The following is a 19,517-nucleotide window of genomic DNA, read 5'->3' on the forward strand; positions in this document are numbered from 1 at the left end:
CCGGCAGTACCAGTAACTGCAGCGCCGGCAACCGCAGCGGCCACGGCCGCACCAGCCACCACTGCACCGGCCACTGCCGCTCCCGCCACAGCGCCGGACGCTGCGGCAGCTGCGGTGGCGGCAGCGGCTTTGGGGGTACGGGAAGCCGGCACGGTCCCTGCTACCCGCGCTCGATGTTGCTGAGGTCGCGCAGCACGCCAAGACGCCCGTCGGTGTGCTGAACCAGGAACTCGTGCCCGCGGTCCTCCAAAGCCAATACCCAGCCGCCGGGTTCAATCACAAACGCCGGGGCGCCGGTTTGGGGGTCAAACGCAGTTCGGTGCTGCGCGACGGCGAACCAGAAGGCCTCGTGGACCGGCAGTTCGTCCGATTCCTCAGGGCGGCTTGCCGGATCCACTGTGGCTCCGATGGGCTCCTGGCTCCGGACCTGCTGATGCACCACGGTTGCGGGGGCAGGCTCCCAAGCTGCCGGTGATCCGGCAGCCTCTGGTGCCGACGTGCCCGAAGCCGAAGTGCCGGCAGTCGCGCTGCCGGACGCTGCGGTTCCAGCCATAACTCCACCTGTTGCGGCCGCCCCGGCAGCCGCCGTCGGGATGTTCCCCGCTTGGGTTTCCTCCGCTGCGGAGGCCCTGGAAGCCGGAGGCACGACGTAGGCTGCCTGGGTTGCAGGGGTGCGGTCACCCGCAACTGACCACTCCGTCATTTCGGCTGCCGAAGATACTGCCGCAGCACTTCCCGCCCCGGCCGCGGCGGGGACGGTTCCGGATCCGGCAGCAGCAGGCACCGCCCCGGTGGGGGAAGTGGCCGAGGGCACCGCCGATGATCCTGCGTGGGCGGCGGGTGCCCCCACCTGTGACGCAGAGCTTCCGGCGGCAGCACCGGTCGCGACAGGCGCTGCCTGCGGGCCCGCAGTTCCGTAGGAGTGAGGAGTTGCGTGCGGATTAACAGCTTCATGGTGGGCAGCTGCGGCAGGCTTGGGAGCCTTCGGCGTGTGCGGCTTCGGCAGGGGAACAGCGGATTCCCGGGCCAGCACGTGGGCAGGTGATTCCTTACGGCCCAGGAAGTCGCCGGCAAAATACGGAATGAACCGGGCCAGCACGGTGGCGGCAAACAGGACCACGGCGCCGATGAGGCCCACCAGCAGGCTGTGGGCGTAGGCGCTTGCCACCGTCAGGAAGAAGAACGCCACGGCGAAGGAGGCCACCACGGACGCGAACTGGTCAATGGACAGCGAACCGATCCGGATCCGTGTGGCGGGCGCCAGCCGGCGGGCGGCAAAAAGTGCGCTCACGATCAGCGGCAGGACCATTCCCAGGCCAAGGAAAAACAGGCTGCCGGCGTTCCAGAGGTTAAACCGGCCGCCAAATATCGGCAGCAGCGAAGCCACGAAGAGAATCAGCGTGGCGGCAAAAACCGCCAGATCGCGAACCGTGAACGGCCCCAGGACAGCCTGGTTGGTGGTGCCGGGTTTGGCAGTGGTCCGGGGACCGCTGGCTCCTGGCCCGCCGTCGGTTCCTGCACCCGCACCGCCTGCGGACGTGCCACCAGGCCCGGCCTCTGTGGCGCGGCCAAGTTTCTGGCCAAGTTTCTGGCCGAAGCTCTGCTGGTTCATTTGTTCTCCTTAGCGTGGCGGCGCCCGGGACGGTTTCGACCCAAACTGTGCCGTCTGAAACAGCGGCACCGGCCGGATGAAGGCACGTGGTGTGCCCGTCCGGACGGCTCCGTGGAAAGTCACAATTCAGTTTCAGCCTAGTCAACCGCATGGCCGATCACTAGCCGAGCGGCCGGAGCGGCGGCATCGGCAGGAGCGCTGGGTGACCATTCACCGCTTAATAAACGCCGCTCATGGGGGTCTGTGTGACAGCGCCCACACGGCCGGGGAATCAAGCATTAGTGTTGATTGAGGAACAGCTCTTTGCGGAATGTCCGTGATCAGCCGCTGCCCGCCGTCGTGCACGTGGCGATGCAGCGGGCCGGTGACGGCACGCCGCGCAGCAAGAATCGATGAATGATGAGGTTCACCATGTCCCAGGACAACCCCAGCACCACGGTTACCGAAGCCGACGCCGCACCCCAGGAAAGTCGGCAGGAAAGTCAGCAGGGCAGCCAGCAGACAGATCAGCCAGGTGACGCCTTTGAAAACCTGCTGCACGAGACGCGGGCCTTCGCGCCCACTCCGGAATTCGCTGCTGACGCCGTTGTCACCGCAGCCGAATATGAAGAGGCCGACGCCGACCGGCCGGGTTTTTGGGCTCAGAAGGCACGCGAGCTGCTCACCTGGAACAAAGACTTCACGCAGGCCCTGGACTGGTCCAACCCGCCGTTCGCGAAGTGGTTTGTGGGCGGGGAGGTCAACGCCGCCTATAACGCGCTGGACCGGCACGTGGAGAACGGCCTTGGGGACCGGGTAGCCATCTATTTCGAGGGCGAACCCGGCGACACGCGCACCTATACGTACGCCCAGCTCACCGACGAGGTCAAGAAAGCCGCGAACGCTTTTGAGTCACTCGGCGTTTCCAAGGGTGACCGGGTGGCGGTGTACCTGCCGATGATCCCCGAGGCTGTCATTACGCTCCTGGCCTGTGCCCGGATCGGTGCGGTGCATTCGGTGGTGTTCGGTGGTTTCTCCGCTGACGCGCTGCGGTCCCGGATCGAGGACGCCGAAGCCAAGCTGGTGGTCACGGCCGACGGCACGTACCGCCGCGGCAAGCCCAGCGCACTGAAGCCCGCGGTGGACCAGGCGCTGTCCGCCGATGGCCACAGCGTGCAGAACGTGGTGGTGGTCAAACGCAACGGCCAGGACGTGGACTGGCACGAGGGCCGGGACCACTGGTGGGCCGACACCGTTGAGGCCGCTTCAACCCGGCACACCGCCGTCGGCCATGACTCCGAGCACCCACTGTTCATCCTCTACACCTCCGGCACCACCGGCAAGCCAAAGGGCATCCTGCACACCACCGGCGGGTACCTCACCCAGACCGCGTACACCCACAAGGCAGTCTTCGATCTGCACCCGGCAACGGACGTGTACTGGTGCACGGCCGACGTCGGGTGGGTCACCGGCCACTCCTACGTCGCCTATGCGCCCCTGATCAACGGCGCCACCCAGGTCATGTACGAAGGCACCCCCGATTCCCCGCACCAGGGCCGCTGGTGGGAGATCGTGGAGAAGTACAAGGTCTCCATCCTGTACACCGCACCCACCGCCATCCGCACCTTCATGAAATGGGGACGGGAGATCCCGGACAAGTACGATCTGTCCTCCATCCGGGTGCTGGGCTCGGTAGGCGAATCCATCAACCCCGAAGCGTGGATGTGGTACCGCGAGGTCATTGGCGCAAACGCCGGCAAGAACGGCGAACGCAAGGACCATCCCGCCCCGATCGTGGACACCTGGTGGCAGACAGAGACCGGCGCGCAAATGATCGCTCCGCTGCCCGGCGTCACCGCCACCAAGCCAGGCTCAGCGCAAACACCGCTGCCCGGCATCGCCGTGGACGTCGTGGACGAACTCGGCGAGTCAGTCCCCAACGGGCACGGCGGATTCCTGGTCATCCGCGAGCCGTGGCCGGCCATGCTCCGCGGCATCTGGGGTGACCCCCAGCGCTTCAAGGACACCTACTGGTCGCGCTTTGAAAACATGTACTTCGCCGGCGACGGAGCCAAAAAAGACGACGACGGCGACATCTGGCTCCTGGGCCGGGTGGATGACGTGATGAACGTGTCCGGTCACCGGCTCTCCACCACCGAAATTGAATCAGCACTGGTCTCCCATCCCTCCGTGGCCGAGGCAGCCGTCGTCGGGGCAGCGGACGAAACCACCGGCCAGGCCGTCGTCGCGTTTGTCATCCTCCGCGGTGACGCCGTGGACTCCGGCGACACGATCGTGCAGGAACTCCGGAACCACGTGGGCAAGGAAATCGGCCCCATCGCCAAACCCAAAACCATCCTCGTGGTGCCCGAACTGCCCAAGACCCGTTCCGGCAAAATCATGCGACGCCTCCTCAAGGACGTCGCAGAAGGCCGCGACCCCGGCGACGCCACTACCCTGGCTGACAACACCGTCATGGCCCAGATCGCGGCAAGCCTCAGGAAATAGAAGCGTGACGGGGACGGCGTCGCTCACCATCGTGGGCGGCGCCGTCGCCGTATGCTTGGTGCAGCCCCGTCCGCTGGCTTTAAGGAATGTTTAGATGCTCCCCGCTGCACGTCATCAGGCCATTGTGGACGCTGTCCAGCGCGAGCGGGTTGTGCGGGTCTCGGATCTGGCGCAGCAGCTGGGTGTTTCACTCATGACGGTGCGGCGGGATATTGAGCTCCTGGAGGAAGGCGGCCGGCTGGAACGCATCCATGGCGGCGCCAAGCTTCCAGGTGACCCCAGCACCCACGAGCCGGGCTTCGAGCTCAAGTCCACCCAGCTGACGGCAGAGAAAAGGGCCATAGCCCAGGAGGCGGCCGGCCTGGTCCAGGAAGGCATGGCCATTGGGCTGAGCGCAGGAACCACTACCTGGGCGCTGGCGCAGGAACTGGTCAACGGTCCGCGGATCACCGTGGTGACCAATTCGATGCGGATTGCGGATCTGTTCCATCACGGCGCCTCGGCCGGAACAGCCCGCTTCGGCTCCACGGTGATCCTGATCGGCGGGGAGCGGACGCCGTCGGATGCGTTGGTGGGCCCCATCGCCACGGGAGCACTAAAGCAACTGCACCTGGACGTCTTGTTCCTCGGCGTCCACGGCATGGACCCGGAGGCCGGTTTCACCACTCCGAACCTGTTGGAAGCGGAAACGGACCGCGCCTTTGTGGCCGCCGCCCGCAAGGTGGTTGTCCTCGCGGACCACACCAAATGGGGGCTGCTGGGAATCAGCAGCATCGCCTCCCTGGATGAGGCTGACGAGATCGTCACCGACTCCGGATTGGGCATGGACGCCCAACGGATCCTTGGCGAGCGAATCGGCAAGGTCCGGATCGCGTCAGCTTAGGGGCAGCCGCAGGACTGCCTAATGAGCAGCCTCGTGGGAAACTGCCGGTGCCCCGCAGGCTTACCGCGGTGGTCCCCTACCAAGGCACTGACGGCGGCTTCGGCCATGGCCTTGACCGGCTGTTCCACGGTGGTTAGTGCCGGCCAGCTGTACTCTGCTTCGACCGATCCGTCGAAGGAAGTCAACGCGATGTCCCCGGGAACAGATATGCCGGCCTCGTGAATTGCCCGGAGAATACCTATCGCTTGCATGTCAGAGCTGGCGAAAATCGCCGTCGGCCTGTTCGCGGACGACAGCAGCCGCTGACCGGCAGCGTAGCCACCTGCCCGTGAAAAGGGCCCGCGCACGATCGGCCCCTCCAATAGTCCAGCATCCGAGAGTGCCGCAAGCCATCCTTTTTCACGGCCGTCCAAGTCATTGGCTGTGTTAGTACCCATGGCCAGGCCAATATTAGTGTGGCCATGACCAATCAGATGCTCGACGGCGATCCGAGCGCCGGCGGCCAAATCCACACCCACGCTGCTGAAACCCGGCGCAGCGTCCCCATGGTTCAGCAGCACCGTCGGAATATCCGCGTTGTCCAGCTCAACAAGGTCCGGCTCAAACAGCACGCTGGCCAGCACCACACCGTCCACCTGCCGGGCGGCCAGGTTTCGGATATGACGTCGCTCCTTTGCCACGCTTCCATCAGAATTTGTCAGAACCAGGGCATAACCACACTCGGCGGCCGCGTCCTCCACCGCATGGGAGAGCAAGGAGAAGAACGGGTTGCTGTTATCCGGGATCACGAGGCCGATGGTTTCACTGGAACCCAGCTTCAAGGCGCGGGCGGCGGCATTGGGACGGTACCCCAATACCCGGATGGCATCCTGGACTTTGGCTTCCGTTGCCGGAGCCACTTTCTTAGGGCCACCGTTCACGACATAGCTGACGACGGCGGTACTGACGCCAGCATAGCGGGCAACGTCCTTGCGGGTTACCGGGCCGCGTGGAGCCTGCACAGTGGGACTGCTCATGACTTAGATCCTAGCTAGAGACTTGCGGGGGCATCGCCAAAGTCCCGGATAGGCAGGCGCGCGCCGCCGTTGAGAGCTGATTCATGTGCCACGATGCCGGGAAGCGTGAACCGGGCAGCAACCCAGGCGTTGACGGGCGGCATCGTACGGCTATTAACCGCCGTCACGAAGTCGTCCACCAGGAAGTGATGGCTGCCCTCGTGTCCGTTCGGGGCGCCGCGGAATTCCTCGGGAAGCCGTTCGGCGTCATGGACAGGCGAGAGACCCGAAACAAAGGCGTCTCGCAGCTCCGCTGCAACGTTTGCCAGCGACGGGTCGTCCAGGGACATGCTGGGCCGGGTCTCCATCTGCTCGGAAATGTCATGGACGTTTTCCTTGTCCTGCCACACCGTGACCTTTGCCAGCTGTTCAAAGCTGGCGTCCGTGCCAAAGAACCGGAACCGGGACTCCCGGATGTGGGACGGGTAGCCCACCCGGCGCATCTCGTTGGTCCGCATGACTCCGCCGTCGTTAAGTTCAAAGAGGGCGGTGGCATTGGAGAAATCATTGCCGAACATGCTGACGTCCTTGTCGAAAACGCCATCATTGCGGTCGTCCTTGACCCCGACGCAGCTGACGCTGACCGCATGCGCGGGGATGGCACCCAGCACGCCGCCCACAGCATGGGTGGGGTACAGCATGGGAGGGTAGCTGGCGGTTTCCTTCCACCGTTCGCCTCCGCTGTACTGGTAGGCGTCGTAGAAGCCAAGGTCCATGTCGTGGACGTAGTCGCCTTCGGAGTAGAAGATGCGGCCGAACTTTCCGGCAGCCAGCTGCTTCCGGGCGTAGACGGTGGCGGGGTTGTAGTAGCTGGTCTCCCCCATCATGTAGACCAGGCCCGTGTCCCTGACGGCCTCGATGATTCGGGCGATCTCGTCCTCTGATATGGCCATCGGTACGGCGGAGTAGACGTGCTTGCCGGCGCGGAGCGCCTGCTCCACCAAGGGACCATGGGTCCAGCGCTGCGTGAAAATAGCCACGGCATCGACGTCGGAGGCAAGAAGTTCGTCGAAATCGGCCTTAACCCCTGTGAGATGCAGGCGGTCTGCAGCTTCCGCCGCGCGCTCCGGAAGCTCATCCACCACGTACACGGCGTCGACTCCCGGGTGGAGCTGGAACAGGTGGGCGAATTGGCCACCGAACTGGCCCACCCCTACTACGCCTATTGAAAACGTCATTGTCTGCCTTCCGTAAGTGATTCCAGGTGTTTGCCGGGGAAGCGCTCTCCCATGACTTGCCAGTGTTTCACCCGAATCTACTCGAGTCAACAGCTGAAGACCGGCGGGAAAACTTCTCAAAGAAAATCCAAAGAAATACTTGCTGGACTAAATCTACTCGTGTAGATTCGCCTCTAGTTGTTACCCACCTCACAGTCAGGAAGGGTCGAAGATGACCACCCTTACCAAGCAGCAACGGGACCCGGCGGGCCGGGCAGCTGGACCCAAAGCAGGAAAAAAAGGCAGTACAGACAAAAAGAGCATGATCCATCAACTGGGCGACCTGAAGATGGCGTTGATTTTCATCCTCCCCGCGATGATCGGCTTCGTGGTCTTCTTCCTGATCCCCACCATCCGCGGCGTCTACCTCAGCTTTACCGAATACAGCATCCTGGGGGACCCCACCTGGATCGGCATCAAGAACTACACCACGATTTTCGCCGATGAACTGTTCTGGAACTCCATGGCTGTCACCGTGCAGTACGTGGCCATCAACATTGGTTTCCAGACAGTTATTGCGCTTGGCCTGGCACTCCTGATGCACCGCGTGGCGAAGTCAACACTCATCCGTGGCGCCCTGCTGATGCCGTTCCTCGTGGCCAACGTCATCGTTGCGCTCCTCTGGTTCTGGATGCTGGACTATCAGTTGGGCATCGTCAATGAAGTCATCAATTGGATGGGCCTGCCGCGGATCGCCTTCTTCGGAAGCGAGCAATGGGCCATCCCGACTATCGCCGCCGTCAACGTGTGGCGCCACATGGGCTACACCGCCCTGCTGATCTTCGCCGGACTCCAGGCCATTCCGCAGCACGTCTATGAAGTGGCATCCCTCGATGGTGCGTCACCAACCAGGACCTTCTGGGGCATCACCATCCCGCTCCTGCGCCCGGTATTGGTGCTGGTGTTGGTAGTCACGGTGATCGGATCGTTCCAGGTTTTCGACACAGTGGCTATCACCACAGGCGGCGGTCCCGTCAACGCCTCCCGCGTCATCCAGATGTACATCTACCAAAAGGCCTTCACCGAGTCGGACTTCGGGTACGCCTCCGCACTGTCTGTCATTCTCTTTGTCATCCTCGCTCTGGTGGCCTTCGTGCAAATGAAGTTCCTCAAGGGCAACGACTCGGACCTGGACTAAGGACCCCGCAATGACTACCTCGACTCCTTCCCTGCAAGACGCCGGCAGTCCAACCCGGGCTGCAATCATCAAGCCACGCAAGCCGTTCAACTGGGGCCGCGCCGGCGCCTGGGCCCTTGTGGTCATCGCGTTGATCGTCACTATTGCACCGTTCCTTTGGATGCTTCGCACGGCCCTTTCAAGTAACCACTCCCTCGCTTCCAACGCAGGAAACCTCCTGCCCGCCGATTTCAGCTGGGGCGCCTTCAAACGCGTCATGGGCCTGCAAACCCCTGAGGAAGCCCTAGCAGAAGGGGGTTCCGGAGCGGCCATCAACTTCTGGTGGTACCTCCGAAGCTCCATCATCGTTTCCACACTGGTGACGGCCGGGCAGGTTTTCTTCAGCGCCATGGCCGCCTATGCCTTCTCACGGCTGCGTTGGCCGGGCAGGGAGAAAGTGTTCGCCCTGTTCCTGGCTACCATGATGGTGCCGCCGATCTTCACAGCCTTGCCCAACTTCCTGATGATCAAGAACCTGGGACTGCTGAACACCTACGCCGGCATCATCCTGCCCTTCCTGTTCATGACACCCTTCGCCATCTTCTTCCTGCGCCAGTTCTTCATGAGCATGTCCAGGGAAGTTGAAGAGGCAGCCATGCTGGACGGCGCCCATAAGTTCCGCATCTTCTTCCAGATCGTGCTGCCCAACGCTGCTGCCCCCCTGGCCACGCTGGCACTCCTCACATTCATCGGCACGTGGAACGAGTACTTTTGGCCACTGCTGGTGGGCCAGGACGAAAGCGTCCGGGTCCTCACTGTAGGCCTGGGTGTCTTCAAGTCCCAGTCGCCACAAGGTGCTCCCGACTGGAGCGGCCTCATGGCGGCCACCCTCATCGCCGCTCTCCCCGTTCTCCTGCTGTTCATCGCCTTCGGCAAGAAGGTAGTGAATTCCATCGGCTTCTCCGGCGTCAAATAGGCCCCCGTACCTGTTCCATCCGTTCCGCTGTTTCACCCTTCCGTTTATTTCCCCGTTACTCCCTGCCCGAACCGAAAGGCCCACCATGAAAAAATCCCTTGGCGTCGCCGCTGCTGCCGCCGCCTTTGCCCTGTCCCTGTCTGCCTGCGGCGCGCCAGCTCCGGCCTCCACCGAGGCAAAGGGTGAGATCAACTACTGGCTCTGGGATGCCAACCAGCTCCCGGCATACCAGCAGTGTGCTGACGATTTCACCAAGGCCAACCCGGACATCAAGGTCAAGATCACCCAGCGCGGCTGGGACGATTACTGGACCACCCTGACCAACGGGTTTGTTGCCGGAACCGCCCCGGACGTCTTTACCGACCACTTGGCAAAGTACCCCGAGTTCGCCTCCACGAAGCAGCTCCTCGCGCTGGACGATGCCGTCAAGAACGACAAGCTTGACCTGGACATCTACAACAAGGGCCTGAGCGATCTTTGGGTCGGCCAGGACGGCAAGCGCTACGGACTGCCCAAGGACTGGGATACCGTCGCCATGTTCTACAACAAGAAGCTGGTGGCCGACGGCGGCTACACCGAAGGGCAGCTGAAGAGCCTCGACTGGAATCCGAAGGATGGCGGCAGCTACGAAAAGGCCATCGCCCACCTGACCGTGGACAGCAACGGTGTGCGCGGCGACGAAGCCGGCTTCGACAAGAACAACGTGGCCGTTTACGGCCTGGGACTGGAAAACTCCGGTGCCGGGGATGGCCAGACCCAGTGGAGCTTCCTCAGCGCCACCATGGGCTGGACCCACACGGACAAGAACCCGTGGGGCACCAAGTTCAACTATGACGACCCGAAGTTCCAGGAAACCATCGCCTGGTGGGCCGGGCTGGTTGAGAAGGGCTACATGCCCAAACTTGAGACCACCGTGGGTGCAAGCGTGTCCGACAACTTCGGCGCAGGCAAAGCCGCCATCAACACCGGCGGTTCCTGGATGATCGGCCAGTACACCAGCTACAAGGGAGTCGAGACCGGCATTGCCCCCACCCCTGAGGGACCGGACGGCAAGCGGGCCAGCATGTTCAACGGCCTGGCCGACTCCATTTGGGCCGGCACCAAGAACCCCGCCGCCTCCGTCAAGTGGGTGGAGTACCTCGCCTCCACCGACTGCCAGGACGTTGTGGCCTCCAAGGCAGTAGTGTTCCCAGCCATCTCCACCTCCTCCGAACTTGCCGCCAAGGCGTTCGAGGCCAAGGGCATTGACGTCAGCGCCTTCACCACCCACGTCAAGGACGACACCACGTTCCTCTTCCCGATCGCAGACAAGTCCGCCAAGGTCACGGGCATCATGAAGCCTGCGATGGACGCTGTGCTCTACGGCAAGAAGCCTGCTAGCTCACTTTCCGAGGCGAACGAGCAGGTCAACGCCCTCTTCAAGTAGGGCCCACATCGTGGCTGCGGGTGTGGCCGCAGCCACCCGGTCCGGATGCCGCCGTTTCCTCCTTGCGACGGCGGCATCCGGACCACCACACGTAACAGCAACACAACAGCAACCAGACCGAAAGAGACATACCTATGGATCCGCTCTACCTCCGTACCACCGGCACCAGCCTGGTGATCAGCTTCAACAGCGGGGAGGCCGAGATTATCCATTGGGGCGCCGATCTTGGCGCCAGCCTTCCGGACTTAGCCATCCTTGGCGAACCCATCCCGCACTCGGCTGTGGACGCAACGGTCACCGCCGGGCTCCTGCCGCAGGCGTCCTCCAGCTGGCGCGGCAGGCCGGCACTCCGCGGCCATCGAATCGCTGACGGAGTCCCCGGCTACGATTTCTCGGCCCGCCTCCGCACCACCTCCGCCAGCTCCGGGTCCGCAAGCGAAGGCGCCTCCGCCGCCATCCTCCAAGCAGATCCCGACGCCGGCATCACGGTTGAGACGTCCATAAAACTGCACGACGGCGGTCTGCTGGAGCTGCGCCACACACTCACCAACGACGGCTCCTCCCCCTACCAGCTCGACGAACTGGCCACGGTCCTGCCGGTGGCGCCGGACGCCGTCGAGCTTCTTGACCTCACGGGACGCTGGTGCCGGGAACGCCACCCGCAGCGCCGCTCCCTCCAGCAGGGAACGTGGGTGCGGACCGGACGGCACGGCCGCACCGGGCACGATTCCTCGCTCCTGTTCGCAGCCGGCACCGAAGCGTTCGGCAACCGCCATGGCAAGGTGTGGGCCACGCATCTGGCCTGGAGCGGAAACCACGAACAGTTCGCGGACAGCATCGCCGATGGCCGCACCATGATCGGTGGTTCAGAGCTCCTGGGCCCCGCGGAAGTCATCCTCCAGCCCGGCGGCAGCTACACCACCCCTGCGTTGTTCGCGGCCTACTCTGACCGTGGCCTGGACGGCGTCAGCGAAGCGTTCTACAGCTGGTTCAGGTCCCGCCCGCACCACGTCCTGCCTGCCGCACCCGCCGCTGCCGGCAAGAGCAGTAACGGCAAAGCAAGGCCCGTTGTGCTTAACACTTGGGAAGCCGTCTATTTTGACCATGACATTGACACGCTGATCGAACTCGCTGACTCGGCGGCCGAGCTGGGGGTGGAGCGATTTGTGCTCGACGACGGCTGGTTCCGCGGGCGCCGCACGGACCGTGCCGGGCTGGGCGACTGGTACGTTGACGATTCCCTTTGGCCCCGGGGCCTCACGCCGCTGGTCGAGACTGTCACCTCGCGAGGGATGGAATTCGGCCTGTGGGTGGAACCGGAAATGGTCAATCTGGACTCGGACATCGCCCGGGAACACCCCGAATGGATTGTGGGCCCCTCCGCACTCTCGCACAAGGACGGCGGCCGGCTCCCGCTGGAGTGGCGGTTCCAACACATCCTGGATCTGGTGAACCCGGAAGCCTGGCAATACATTTTCGACCGGATAGACGCCTTGCTCACGAAGTACAACATCAGCTACCTCAAGTGGGACCAGAACAGGGACCTGATGGAGCACGGCCATGCCGGACGCGCCTCGGTGCATGAACAGACTCTGGCCGCCTACCGCCTGTTTGACGAGCTCAAGAAGGCGCATCCCGGCGTCGAGATCGAGAGCTGCTCTTCGGGCGGCGCCCGCGTGGACCTTGGCATCCTGGAACGGACGGACCGGATCTGGGCCTCGGACTGCAATGACGCCCTGGAACGTCAGACCATCCAGCGCTGGACCGGGCTGGTGGTTCCGCCGGAACTGGTGGGCGCGCACATCGGCCCCACCACTTCGCACACCACTGCCCGTACCCACCATCTGTCCTTCCGGGCCATCACTGCCCTGTTTGGCCACTTCGGCATGGAGTGGGACGTCCGCGAGGTCCAGGGTGCCGAGCGGGAGCAGCTCAAGCGATTCATCGGGCTTTACAAGGAGCACCGGGACCTCATCCACTCCGGGCGCATGGTCCGCGCGGACCTTGCCGAGGGTTCCCTGCTCCTGCACGGTGTGGTTGCGGGCTCCCCTGCCGGCCCATCCTCGGCCGGACCGGTGCAAGGCACGACGGCGGCGCTGTTCGCCCTGGTCAGTACCCGCACCGCGTTCGCTGAGCAGCCCGGCCGGATCACCGTCCCCGGCCTCGAGCCTGACCGCGACTACCGGGTGGAAGCCATCTTCCCCCTGCCGGGGGATGCGGACTACGCCCACAACTACACACAGGTCCAGCCTCCGGCCTGGCTGAATGACGGGGCCGAGGTCAACGGGCGTTTCCTGGCCGAGGTGGGCCTGCCCATGCCCATCCTCAACCCGGAGCATGCCGTCCTGCTGAAGTTCACCACACTGTAGCCCGGGCTCCCTGGCCTGCCGCGCCTTCGCTCCTGATGGAAAACTCAGGCCGTAAGAATGCGCGGCGGGCCGGGCCAGGCGCTAGATTTGCAACCATGACTGAAGCCACCAGCGCCGCCGCGGACGGCCGCGGCACCATCCTTGTGATTAACGGGCCCAACCTGAACCTCCTGGGTACCCGTGAACCGGACAAATACGGCCTCTCCACGCTGGCAGACGTGGAGGAGTTGGCGCGCACCACTGCCGAGGCCCACGGCTTCACCGCGGAATGCGTCCAGTCCAACCACGAGGGTGTCCTGCTGGACACCATCCACGCTGCCCGGGGCACCGCCGTCGGAATTGTCATTAATGCCGGGGCATTCACCCACACGTCCGTTGCCCTCCGCGATGCACTCGCCGCCGTGCAGCTGCCCGCCGTGGAAGTCCACATCACCAACGTGCACCAGCGTGAGGAGTTCAGGCACCACTCCTTCCTCTCCCCGGTCTGCACTGCGGTCATCGTAGGGGCCGGCGTGTTCGGTTACCGGCTCGCCATCGACTACCTGGCGGAAACGCTGTAGCCAATGGCCACCGGCCAGGGGCTGCCGCAGGAGCCGGAATCCATCCCGGACGGGGACGCATCGGCCAGCCGCACGGCGGCCTGGTACCGGCATTTTGGTTTGGTGGAAGCGCCCGGGTCCTCCCCCTGCTACGCCGAGTGGACAGTGGGCCTGGCCGACGACCCGCAGCTGATCGCCCGGATCGACCAGTGGCCGCACGATAAGCGCCAACCCAACCTGCTGCTGGCCGCCGCACGCTATCTGGGTGCCCGCGTGGGACCCTACAAGGAGTTCCGCCAATTTCTGGAAGACCATTGGGCGGACATCAGCCGGATCGTCCTCTCTCGTTCAACGCAGACCAACGAGGCCGGCCGCTGCGCCACCCTGCTGCCCTCCTTGGCCGCCATTGCAGCCGCCGAAGGCAGACCCCTGGCGCTGCTGGAGGTGGGTGCCTCAGCCGGCCTGGGGCTGTTTCCGGACCGGTACAGCTACGAGTTCGACGACGGTACCTCCGTCACGCGGCTTTCCCCAGAGGAGCCGTCCCGAACGGAGGTGGAGCCTCCTGTCCTGCGGTGCACCACCGCGGGCCCGGTGCCCGTGCCGGACCGGCTCCCGCCCGTCGCCTGGCGGGCAGGTATTGACCTGAACCCGCTGGATATCAGGAATTCCGACGACGTCGCCTGGCTGGAAGCGCTGATCTGGCCGGAGCAGGAGTTCCGCCTCAGGAGGCTGCGCCAGGCTATGGCCATCGCCCGGGACGAGCCACCGCTCCTGATAGCTGGCGACCTGAACGACCGGCTGGTTGACGTGGCTGCCCAGGCACCGGCGGACACCACCCTGGTGGTTTTCCACAGTGCCGTGATGGCCTATCTCAGCGCCGAGGGAAGATCCCGGTTCCGCAGCACCGTCCGGCAGTTGGCGGCAGCAAGGGGATCCCACTGGCTGTCCAACGAAGGGCATATGGTGATCGACCAGGAGGATGGTTCCAGCGTGGTGCCAGAGGTGGATCCGCAGCTGATCGCGGGCAAATTCCTGCTCACGCACAACGGCATTCCGGAGGCTGTCACGGGACCCCATGGCCAAAGCCTCGAGTGGCTCTGAATGCCGCTTAGGCGATATCAATCCGGAGCCGTGCTGCCCTGACGCCTACTTCTGGATGCACTGTCCGGAGGACACCGGAGCGTTCATCGCAGCTGCCTGGGCGGCAACGGGCGTGAGGTCATCCATGGTGATGGCGAAACCCATCTCAGCGTCCGAGGTGGCCTTGGCGAAGATCACCCCGGCAACCAGTCCGTCCGTGGTCAGGAGTGGCCCGCCGGAATTGCCCGGCTGGATATCTCCCGCCAGTCGGTAGATCTCCTCCGGGGACGAATTGTTGCCGTAGATATCCGGGACCAGCACGGTGGTGATGTCCTGGACTGTGGCGGGCTTGGACTGGAAGGGGCCGCCATGGGGATATCCGGCGAAGGCAGCCGGGCTCCCGTTCGGGAGGTCCGGGCTGAGCGCCAGCGGTTCCGTGGGCAGGCCGTCAACCGCCAGGACGGCGAGATCGTTCTTGGTGTCGAAGTAGACCACCCGCCCGGGCATGGCACCGCCGTTCAGGATCTCCACCACCGGCTGCGACACGCCCGCCACAACATGGGCGTTGGTCACAACGCGCCCGGGAGCAACCACAAAGCCGCTCCCTGTCTGGTTCTGGCCGCACTCGTAGGCTGTGCCGGCGATTTTCAGCACGGATTCGGCGGCCCGGTTCAGTGCAGGAGTATCGGTGCTGGCGTTCGGAACGGGCAACGGCGCACCCTGATCCAGGCCTTCAAGGAGGGTAGGAATGCCGTTGCCGATCACCGTTGAACGGAGTTGGGCCATGGTGGCCTTCACCGGATTGGGGGTCAGCCCATCGATGAACCGGATCACCTTGGATTCGGCCAACGGCTGTGACACAAACGGTACGCCCAGGGAACTGATGCTGAAAGCGAGCATGGACATAACCAAGGCTGAGACCACCATACTGGCAGCTCCGCCCACCAGCCGGTCCACGGCACGCAACGGCGTGATCCGCACGGCGCCGCGGATTTTCCGCCCGATCATGGTTCCCAGGCCGTGCCCCAAAGCAACCAGTACCACCGTGGACGCCACAATGGCAGTAAGCCTCCACGCGGAGTCGTCCACGAATTCGCTGACCAGGGGAACGGCGAAAAACGCCGCCACGGCACCCGCGGCGAAACCCGCGATCCCGCCCAGTGTCACCAGGAAGCCGTTGCGCAGGCCGTAGATCAGGTAGGACAGCAGCGCCAGGATCAGCACCAGGTCCAGAACAGTCAAGCCAAACACCCAGGCTCCTTATTAAACGGTTGAGACCCAATTCTAGTGGCGCTGCCTGACATTCCCCTGTGGGGACAGGGGCGGGCCGGATTCCGATCCGGCAACGTTCGCCTGTTCAGAAAAAGGGTGCCCGGCATCACGTAGCCCCTGGTCCGAAAATGACTTTTCTGCACTGGTTTAGGCCGTTTCGGCTGCCAAGTACGTCACAGAACGTTGAAAATTCTGGAACAATGGCACAAGCGCCACAGCCGACACATTACTCAGGAGATTTTATGGACATCGAGGTACTGCGCCGAGCACCCCTTTTCGCCACGCTCGACGACGAAGCATTCCGTCTGCTGACGGATGAGCTGACCGAGGTGGACCTTTCCCGCGGTGCATCGGTTTTCCGGGAGGGCGACCAGGGCGACCAGCTCTACTTCATCGTTTCGGGCAAAGTGAAGCTGGGCCGCACGTCCCCGGACGGCAGGGAATCCCTCCTGGCCATCCTGGGCCCGGGCGAGCTGTTTGGTGAGATGGCCCTCTTTGACCCCAGCCCCCGCACAGCCACCGCTACCGCGGTATCGGAAACCCGCCTCGCCGGGCTCCGGAACGAAAGCCTCAACGCGCTGCTCCGCACCCGTCCCGAGGTTTCCGCGCAGCTGCTGCAGGCCCTGGCCCGGCGCCTCCGCCGCACCAACGATTCCCTCTCCGATCTGGTGTTCTCCGACGTTCCCGGCCGGGTTGCCAAGGCCCTCCTGGATCTGGCAGACCGCTTCGGCCGCCCGGCAACGGATGGCGTCCTGGTGGCCCACGAGCTCACCCAGGAAGAGCTGGCACAACTTGTCGGCGCGTCCCGCGAAACGGTTAACAAGGCCCTGGCCGAATTCGTCCAGCGCGGCTGGCTTCGCCTCGAAGCCCGCGCCGTGGTGATCCTGGACATGCAGCGCCTGCGCCAGCGCTCCCGCTAAGTTTTCACGACTGAGGCCCTATGGATGCCATCCATAGGGCCTTTTTGCGCGTCCAGCATCAAGCTGTTTAGCGGGCCTTCGTGGAGGAGCGCATCGCGGCGCATCGGGCGTCGGAGGTCGCTCAGCGACCACAGGTGCCCTTTTTGCGTCGTGTCTAAGCGACGGCGAAGGGTCGCTGGACAGCGGACTTGACCGCCCCTACCAAGCCTTCCATGACAGTCGTAGGATTTGAGCTACGAGGTGCATCAGAATGTCTGTGGCAATGATCGTCGTATTGGTCGTCTTGGGCTTGGCATCGTTGGCCGGTGTCATCGGCACGGTGGTCCTGGTGATCCGCGACGGCCATGGGCAGATTCCGTTGGAGCCTTCCGTCAGGCCGTGGACGGCAGGCCATCTCCCCAGCCGCCCGTACTCAACCATCCGTCTGTAGCATGCCGGGCGGGACCGAGGCGAAACGAGGCAAGGCAATGAGACCCAGGCCCACCCGACTGAACCATGTAGCCGGCTTCAACATTGACGCCGTGGCCGCGTCCGCAGGTGACGATCCGGAGATTTTGCGGCTGGAGAATCTGGACACGGACCTGCTGCCCCCGCCCTCAGCGGTTGAAGCCACGCGTGCAGCAGTCGGCCTGGATTCCGCCAATTCCTACCTGCCGTTCACGGGTCAACAGGCGGCGAAGGAAGCCGTTGCCGGATATGTCGCCGGACGGACCGGCGTCAGCTATGATCCGGCGACGGAGGTCATCCTGACGTCCAGCGATGGAGACTGCCTGCTTGATGCCCTGCTGGCCCTGACCGACCCCGGCGATGAAATCGTGCTGACGGACCCGACGTATGCGGGCATGCTCAACCGGGTCTATTTGGCCGGAGGTGTGCCCAGGCTGGTACCCATGACCGTCTCCGCAGGCGCCTGGCGGCTGGACCTGGGTGAGCTGGAGGCTGCAGTGACGCCCAAGACTCGGGCGATATTCCTCCAGAACCCGTCATTTCCCTCGGGCTACTGTCTCACCGAGGACGAATGGTCAGCAATTGCGGGCCTTTGCGTCGCACGGGACATCTGGCTGATCTACTGGTCCCTGATGGAAGGGATCGTCTTTGATGCCCAGCCCATCCTGAGTCCTGTGGCCTACCCGGGGATGCGTGAGCGCACCATTATTGTGGGATCAGCGTCGATCGAGCAGCGGATGATCGGTTGGCGCATCGGCTGGATCCTGGCTCCGCGGGCAGTGATGTCCGATGTCGCCGTCGTCCACATGTACAACGGCATCACTCCCGGCGGCATTGCACAGGCAGGCCTGATTGCTGCCCTCAGCGACGGTGACGAAAGCTTTGCCCAATGCGTTACCGAGTGGGAGCGCCGCCGCAATGCCCTCACCACCACGCTGCAGGGCTTCGCCATGATTCCGGCTGCAGGCGGTTGGTCACAAATTGTGGATACGGTCCATCATGGCGTGGACCCCGGTGACCTCTCCCGGGTCCTGTTGCGGCACGGCGTGGCCGCCACGGCGATGACGGGCTGGGGCGGGCCGGTGGCGGACAGACACCTCCGGCTGGTGTTCAGCAACGAGCCTGTTGAACGGATCCAATTGCTGGGCGACAGGTTCAGGGCGGCCGTGCGGGAGGCCGGGGGCCGCGCCTAGAGCCTTTAGCGTTCCCGCTGCGGCTCGCCTGCTACGGTCTTGGCAGCTTCCACCTCAAGCATCAGCTTGCCGTCTTCCTGCACCAGCTTGGGCTGGTAGACGTGGGCCTTGCGCTTGTAGCTGAGGTAGGCGACGCAGCCGTTGGCAGCGGCCATTTTCTCCAGCATGATCTCCGATCCGGGCACCAGCAACTGGCCCAGGGTGAGGCCAACGGTGTTCTCCTGGCCCACTTCGTCGCCCAGCGCTGTGGTGTCCCGCTCCGCGATGACCTTGGAGGCACTCACCCAGCGTCCCCACACTCCCTTGCTCTCCAAGAGGGTGGGTTCCTGGTTCATGGGCACCGTAGCCGCGAAATAGCGGGTATCAAAGCGAAAGTGCGCGAAGTCCGGACTGCGCCAGTTGACCAGGGATTTCAGGAGGTCGGTGCGCAGCGAAAGGCCACGCTTCGCCAGTACCTCGGTGAACGATTTCTCCTGGTTTGACACGGCCTCCCGCGCGCGCATCCACTCCTGGACATATGTGGACTCCACGGTGGTGGTTGCGTCCGGCCCGGCCAGCAGCACACCGGTTTCCTCGAAGAGTTCCCGGATGGCGCCCACCACGTGGCGGCGGGCCAGGCCGACGTCGTCAGTTCCCATCTGCTCGGCCCAGTACTGGGGTGAGGGGCCCAGCCAGCCGACGGGGTCGTCGTCGGACGCGTCCAGGGAACCTCCGGGAAACGCGAGAACCCCCAGCGGCGAGGAACCGGGACGGTATCCAAGCCAGGTTTCAAGGCCGGTGGGGGAATCGCGCAGCAGGACTACCGACGACGCAAGGCGGGCGGCACGCGGAGTCCGCTCGCCGTGTTCGAGCCAGCTTTGTGCTGCCCCTTCAAGATCTGGAGGCAGTACAAAAAGGCGTCTGGCGAGCTGAGGCAAAGGAAGG

16 protein-coding genes are annotated in these 19,517 nt (G+C 64.1%); 11 read left to right on the plus strand and 5 right to left on the minus strand.

The genetic code is table 11. The features are described 5' to 3' along the window. Nucleotides 1–160: 160 nt before the first annotated feature. The gene (locus F8G81_RS19250; protein ID WP_267276240.1) at nucleotides 161–1,612 is read right to left on the minus strand and encodes a hypothetical protein; all 1,452 of its coding nucleotides are present in this window, start codon (nucleotides 1,610–1,612) and stop codon (nucleotides 161–163) included. 411 nt (nucleotides 1,613–2,023) lie between these two features. Here F8G81_RS19250 and acs point away from each other — a divergent pair, with 411 nt between their 5' ends. Both acs and F8G81_RS19260 read left to right on the plus strand, forming a co-directional pair. Next, the gene (gene acs / locus F8G81_RS19255) at nucleotides 2,024–4,099 is read left to right on the plus strand and encodes an acetate--CoA ligase (RefSeq protein ID WP_267279299.1); all 2,076 of its coding nucleotides are present in this window, start codon (nucleotides 2,024–2,026) and stop codon (nucleotides 4,097–4,099) included. Between the two features lie 94 nt (nucleotides 4,100–4,193). Beyond that, a complete protein-coding gene (locus F8G81_RS19260) occupies nucleotides 4,194–4,982 on the plus strand; it encodes a DeoR/GlpR family DNA-binding transcription regulator (RefSeq protein ID WP_267276241.1) in 789 nt (262 codons plus the stop codon). Here the strand turns inward: F8G81_RS19260 and F8G81_RS19265 are convergent. Both F8G81_RS19265 and F8G81_RS19270 read right to left on the minus strand, forming a co-directional pair. Next, nucleotides 4,979–5,998 (minus strand): LacI family DNA-binding transcriptional regulator, encoded by a 1,020-nt coding sequence (locus F8G81_RS19265; protein ID WP_267276242.1) that lies wholly within the window; start codon nucleotides 5,996–5,998, stop codon nucleotides 4,979–4,981. The two genes, F8G81_RS19260 and F8G81_RS19265, sit on opposite strands and share 4 nt — an antisense overlap. 14 nt (nucleotides 5,999–6,012) lie before the next feature. Further along, nucleotides 6,013–7,215 carry a Gfo/Idh/MocA family protein gene (locus F8G81_RS19270; protein ID WP_267276243.1) on the minus strand — a complete coding sequence of 401 codons (1,203 nt, stop codon included), beginning with the start codon at nucleotides 7,213–7,215 and terminating at the stop codon, nucleotides 6,013–6,015. 301 nt (nucleotides 7,216–7,516) lie between these two features. Here F8G81_RS19270 and F8G81_RS19275 point away from each other — a divergent pair, with 301 nt between their 5' ends. The 6 genes from F8G81_RS19275 (at nucleotide 7,517) to F8G81_RS19300 (ending at nucleotide 14,782) form a co-directional block, all read left to right on the plus strand. Continuing rightward, nucleotides 7,517–8,392, plus strand: coding sequence for a carbohydrate ABC transporter permease (locus F8G81_RS19275; protein ID WP_267279300.1), 876 nt, complete (start codon nucleotides 7,517–7,519; stop codon nucleotides 8,390–8,392). Nucleotides 8,393–8,402: 10 nt separating this feature from the next. After that, nucleotides 8,403–9,347 carry a carbohydrate ABC transporter permease gene (locus F8G81_RS19280; RefSeq protein WP_267276244.1) on the plus strand — a complete coding sequence of 315 codons (945 nt, stop codon included), beginning with the start codon at nucleotides 8,403–8,405 and terminating at the stop codon, nucleotides 9,345–9,347. An 85-nt stretch (nucleotides 9,348–9,432) separates the two neighbouring features. Beyond that, nucleotides 9,433–10,773 carry an ABC transporter substrate-binding protein gene (locus tag F8G81_RS19285; protein ID WP_267276245.1) on the plus strand — a complete coding sequence of 447 codons (1,341 nt, stop codon included), beginning with the start codon at nucleotides 9,433–9,435 and terminating at the stop codon, nucleotides 10,771–10,773. Nucleotides 10,774–10,907: 134 nt separating this feature from the next. Further along, the gene (locus F8G81_RS19290; protein WP_267276246.1) at nucleotides 10,908–13,142 is read left to right on the plus strand and encodes an alpha-galactosidase; all 2,235 of its coding nucleotides are present in this window, start codon (nucleotides 10,908–10,910) and stop codon (nucleotides 13,140–13,142) included. 95 nt (nucleotides 13,143–13,237) lie between these two features. Next, nucleotides 13,238–13,702 (plus strand): type II 3-dehydroquinate dehydratase, encoded by a 465-nt coding sequence (aroQ, locus tag F8G81_RS19295; protein ID WP_267276247.1) that lies wholly within the window; start codon nucleotides 13,238–13,240, stop codon nucleotides 13,700–13,702. Nucleotides 13,703–13,705: 3 nt separating this feature from the next. After that, complete coding sequence (locus tag F8G81_RS19300; RefSeq protein WP_267276248.1) at nucleotides 13,706–14,782, plus strand: DUF2332 domain-containing protein; 1,077 nt, start codon at nucleotides 13,706–13,708, stop codon at nucleotides 14,780–14,782. Nucleotides 14,783–14,827: 45 nt separating this feature from the next. Here the strand turns inward: F8G81_RS19300 and F8G81_RS19305 are convergent, their stop codons facing one another. Continuing rightward, the gene (locus F8G81_RS19305) at nucleotides 14,828–16,012 is read right to left on the minus strand and encodes a MarP family serine protease (protein ID WP_267276249.1); all 1,185 of its coding nucleotides are present in this window, start codon (nucleotides 16,010–16,012) and stop codon (nucleotides 14,828–14,830) included. 263 nt (nucleotides 16,013–16,275) lie between these two features. Between F8G81_RS19305 and F8G81_RS19310 the strand changes: the two genes are divergently transcribed. The 3 genes from F8G81_RS19310 to F8G81_RS19320 all read left to right on the plus strand — a co-directional run bounded on the left by F8G81_RS19310 (nucleotide 16,276) and on the right by F8G81_RS19320 (nucleotide 18,593). After that, a complete protein-coding gene (locus tag F8G81_RS19310) occupies nucleotides 16,276–16,953 on the plus strand; it encodes a Crp/Fnr family transcriptional regulator (protein WP_214961308.1) in 678 nt (225 codons plus the stop codon). Between the two features lie 262 nt (nucleotides 16,954–17,215). Beyond that, nucleotides 17,216–17,383: a hypothetical protein gene (locus F8G81_RS19315; protein ID WP_267276250.1), complete on the plus strand. Its 168-nt coding sequence runs from the start codon at nucleotides 17,216–17,218 to the stop codon at nucleotides 17,381–17,383. A gap of 37 nt (nucleotides 17,384–17,420) precedes the next feature. Further along, nucleotides 17,421–18,593, plus strand: coding sequence for a pyridoxal phosphate-dependent aminotransferase (locus F8G81_RS19320; protein ID WP_267276251.1), 1,173 nt, complete (start codon nucleotides 17,421–17,423; stop codon nucleotides 18,591–18,593). 5 nt (nucleotides 18,594–18,598) lie between these two features. Here the strand turns inward: F8G81_RS19320 and F8G81_RS19325 are convergent, their stop codons facing one another. Next, a complete protein-coding gene (locus F8G81_RS19325) occupies nucleotides 18,599–19,510 on the minus strand; it encodes an NUDIX hydrolase (RefSeq protein WP_267276252.1) in 912 nt (303 codons plus the stop codon). Nucleotides 19,511–19,517 lie beyond the last annotated feature (7 nt).

Source organism: Arthrobacter sp. CDRTa11 (assembly GCF_026427775.1).
Classification (GTDB): domain Bacteria; phylum Actinomycetota; class Actinomycetes; order Actinomycetales; family Micrococcaceae; genus Arthrobacter.

What these genes read in the sequence shown, in the direction of transcription:
- F8G81_RS19250 (WP_267276240.1), bottom strand. Translation starts at nt 1,612, where the DNA reads ATGAACCAGCAGAGCTTCGGCCAGAAACTTGGCCAGAAACTTGGCCGC.
- acs (WP_267279299.1), top strand. Translation starts at nt 2,024, where the DNA reads ATGTCCCAGGACAACCCCAGCACCACGGTTACCGAAGCCGACGCCGCA.
- F8G81_RS19260 (WP_267276241.1), top strand. Translation starts at nt 4,194, where the DNA reads ATGCTCCCCGCTGCACGTCATCAGGCCATTGTGGACGCTGTCCAGCGC.
- F8G81_RS19265 (WP_267276242.1), bottom strand. Translation starts at nt 5,998, where the DNA reads ATGAGCAGTCCCACTGTGCAGGCTCCACGCGGCCCGGTAACCCGCAAG.
- F8G81_RS19270 (WP_267276243.1), bottom strand. Translation starts at nt 7,215, where the DNA reads ATGACGTTTTCAATAGGCGTAGTAGGGGTGGGCCAGTTCGGTGGCCAA.
- F8G81_RS19275 (WP_267279300.1), top strand. Translation starts at nt 7,517, where the DNA reads ATGATCCATCAACTGGGCGACCTGAAGATGGCGTTGATTTTCATCCTC.
- F8G81_RS19280 (WP_267276244.1), top strand. Translation starts at nt 8,403, where the DNA reads ATGACTACCTCGACTCCTTCCCTGCAAGACGCCGGCAGTCCAACCCGG.
- F8G81_RS19285 (WP_267276245.1), top strand. Translation starts at nt 9,433, where the DNA reads ATGAAAAAATCCCTTGGCGTCGCCGCTGCTGCCGCCGCCTTTGCCCTG.
- F8G81_RS19290 (WP_267276246.1), top strand. Translation starts at nt 10,908, where the DNA reads ATGGATCCGCTCTACCTCCGTACCACCGGCACCAGCCTGGTGATCAGC.
- aroQ (WP_267276247.1), top strand. Translation starts at nt 13,238, where the DNA reads ATGACTGAAGCCACCAGCGCCGCCGCGGACGGCCGCGGCACCATCCTT.
- F8G81_RS19300 (WP_267276248.1), top strand. Translation starts at nt 13,706, where the DNA reads ATGGCCACCGGCCAGGGGCTGCCGCAGGAGCCGGAATCCATCCCGGAC.
- F8G81_RS19310 (WP_214961308.1), top strand. Translation starts at nt 16,276, where the DNA reads ATGGACATCGAGGTACTGCGCCGAGCACCCCTTTTCGCCACGCTCGAC.
- F8G81_RS19315 (WP_267276250.1), top strand. Translation starts at nt 17,216, where the DNA reads ATGATCGTCGTATTGGTCGTCTTGGGCTTGGCATCGTTGGCCGGTGTC.
- F8G81_RS19320 (WP_267276251.1), top strand. Translation starts at nt 17,421, where the DNA reads ATGAGACCCAGGCCCACCCGACTGAACCATGTAGCCGGCTTCAACATT.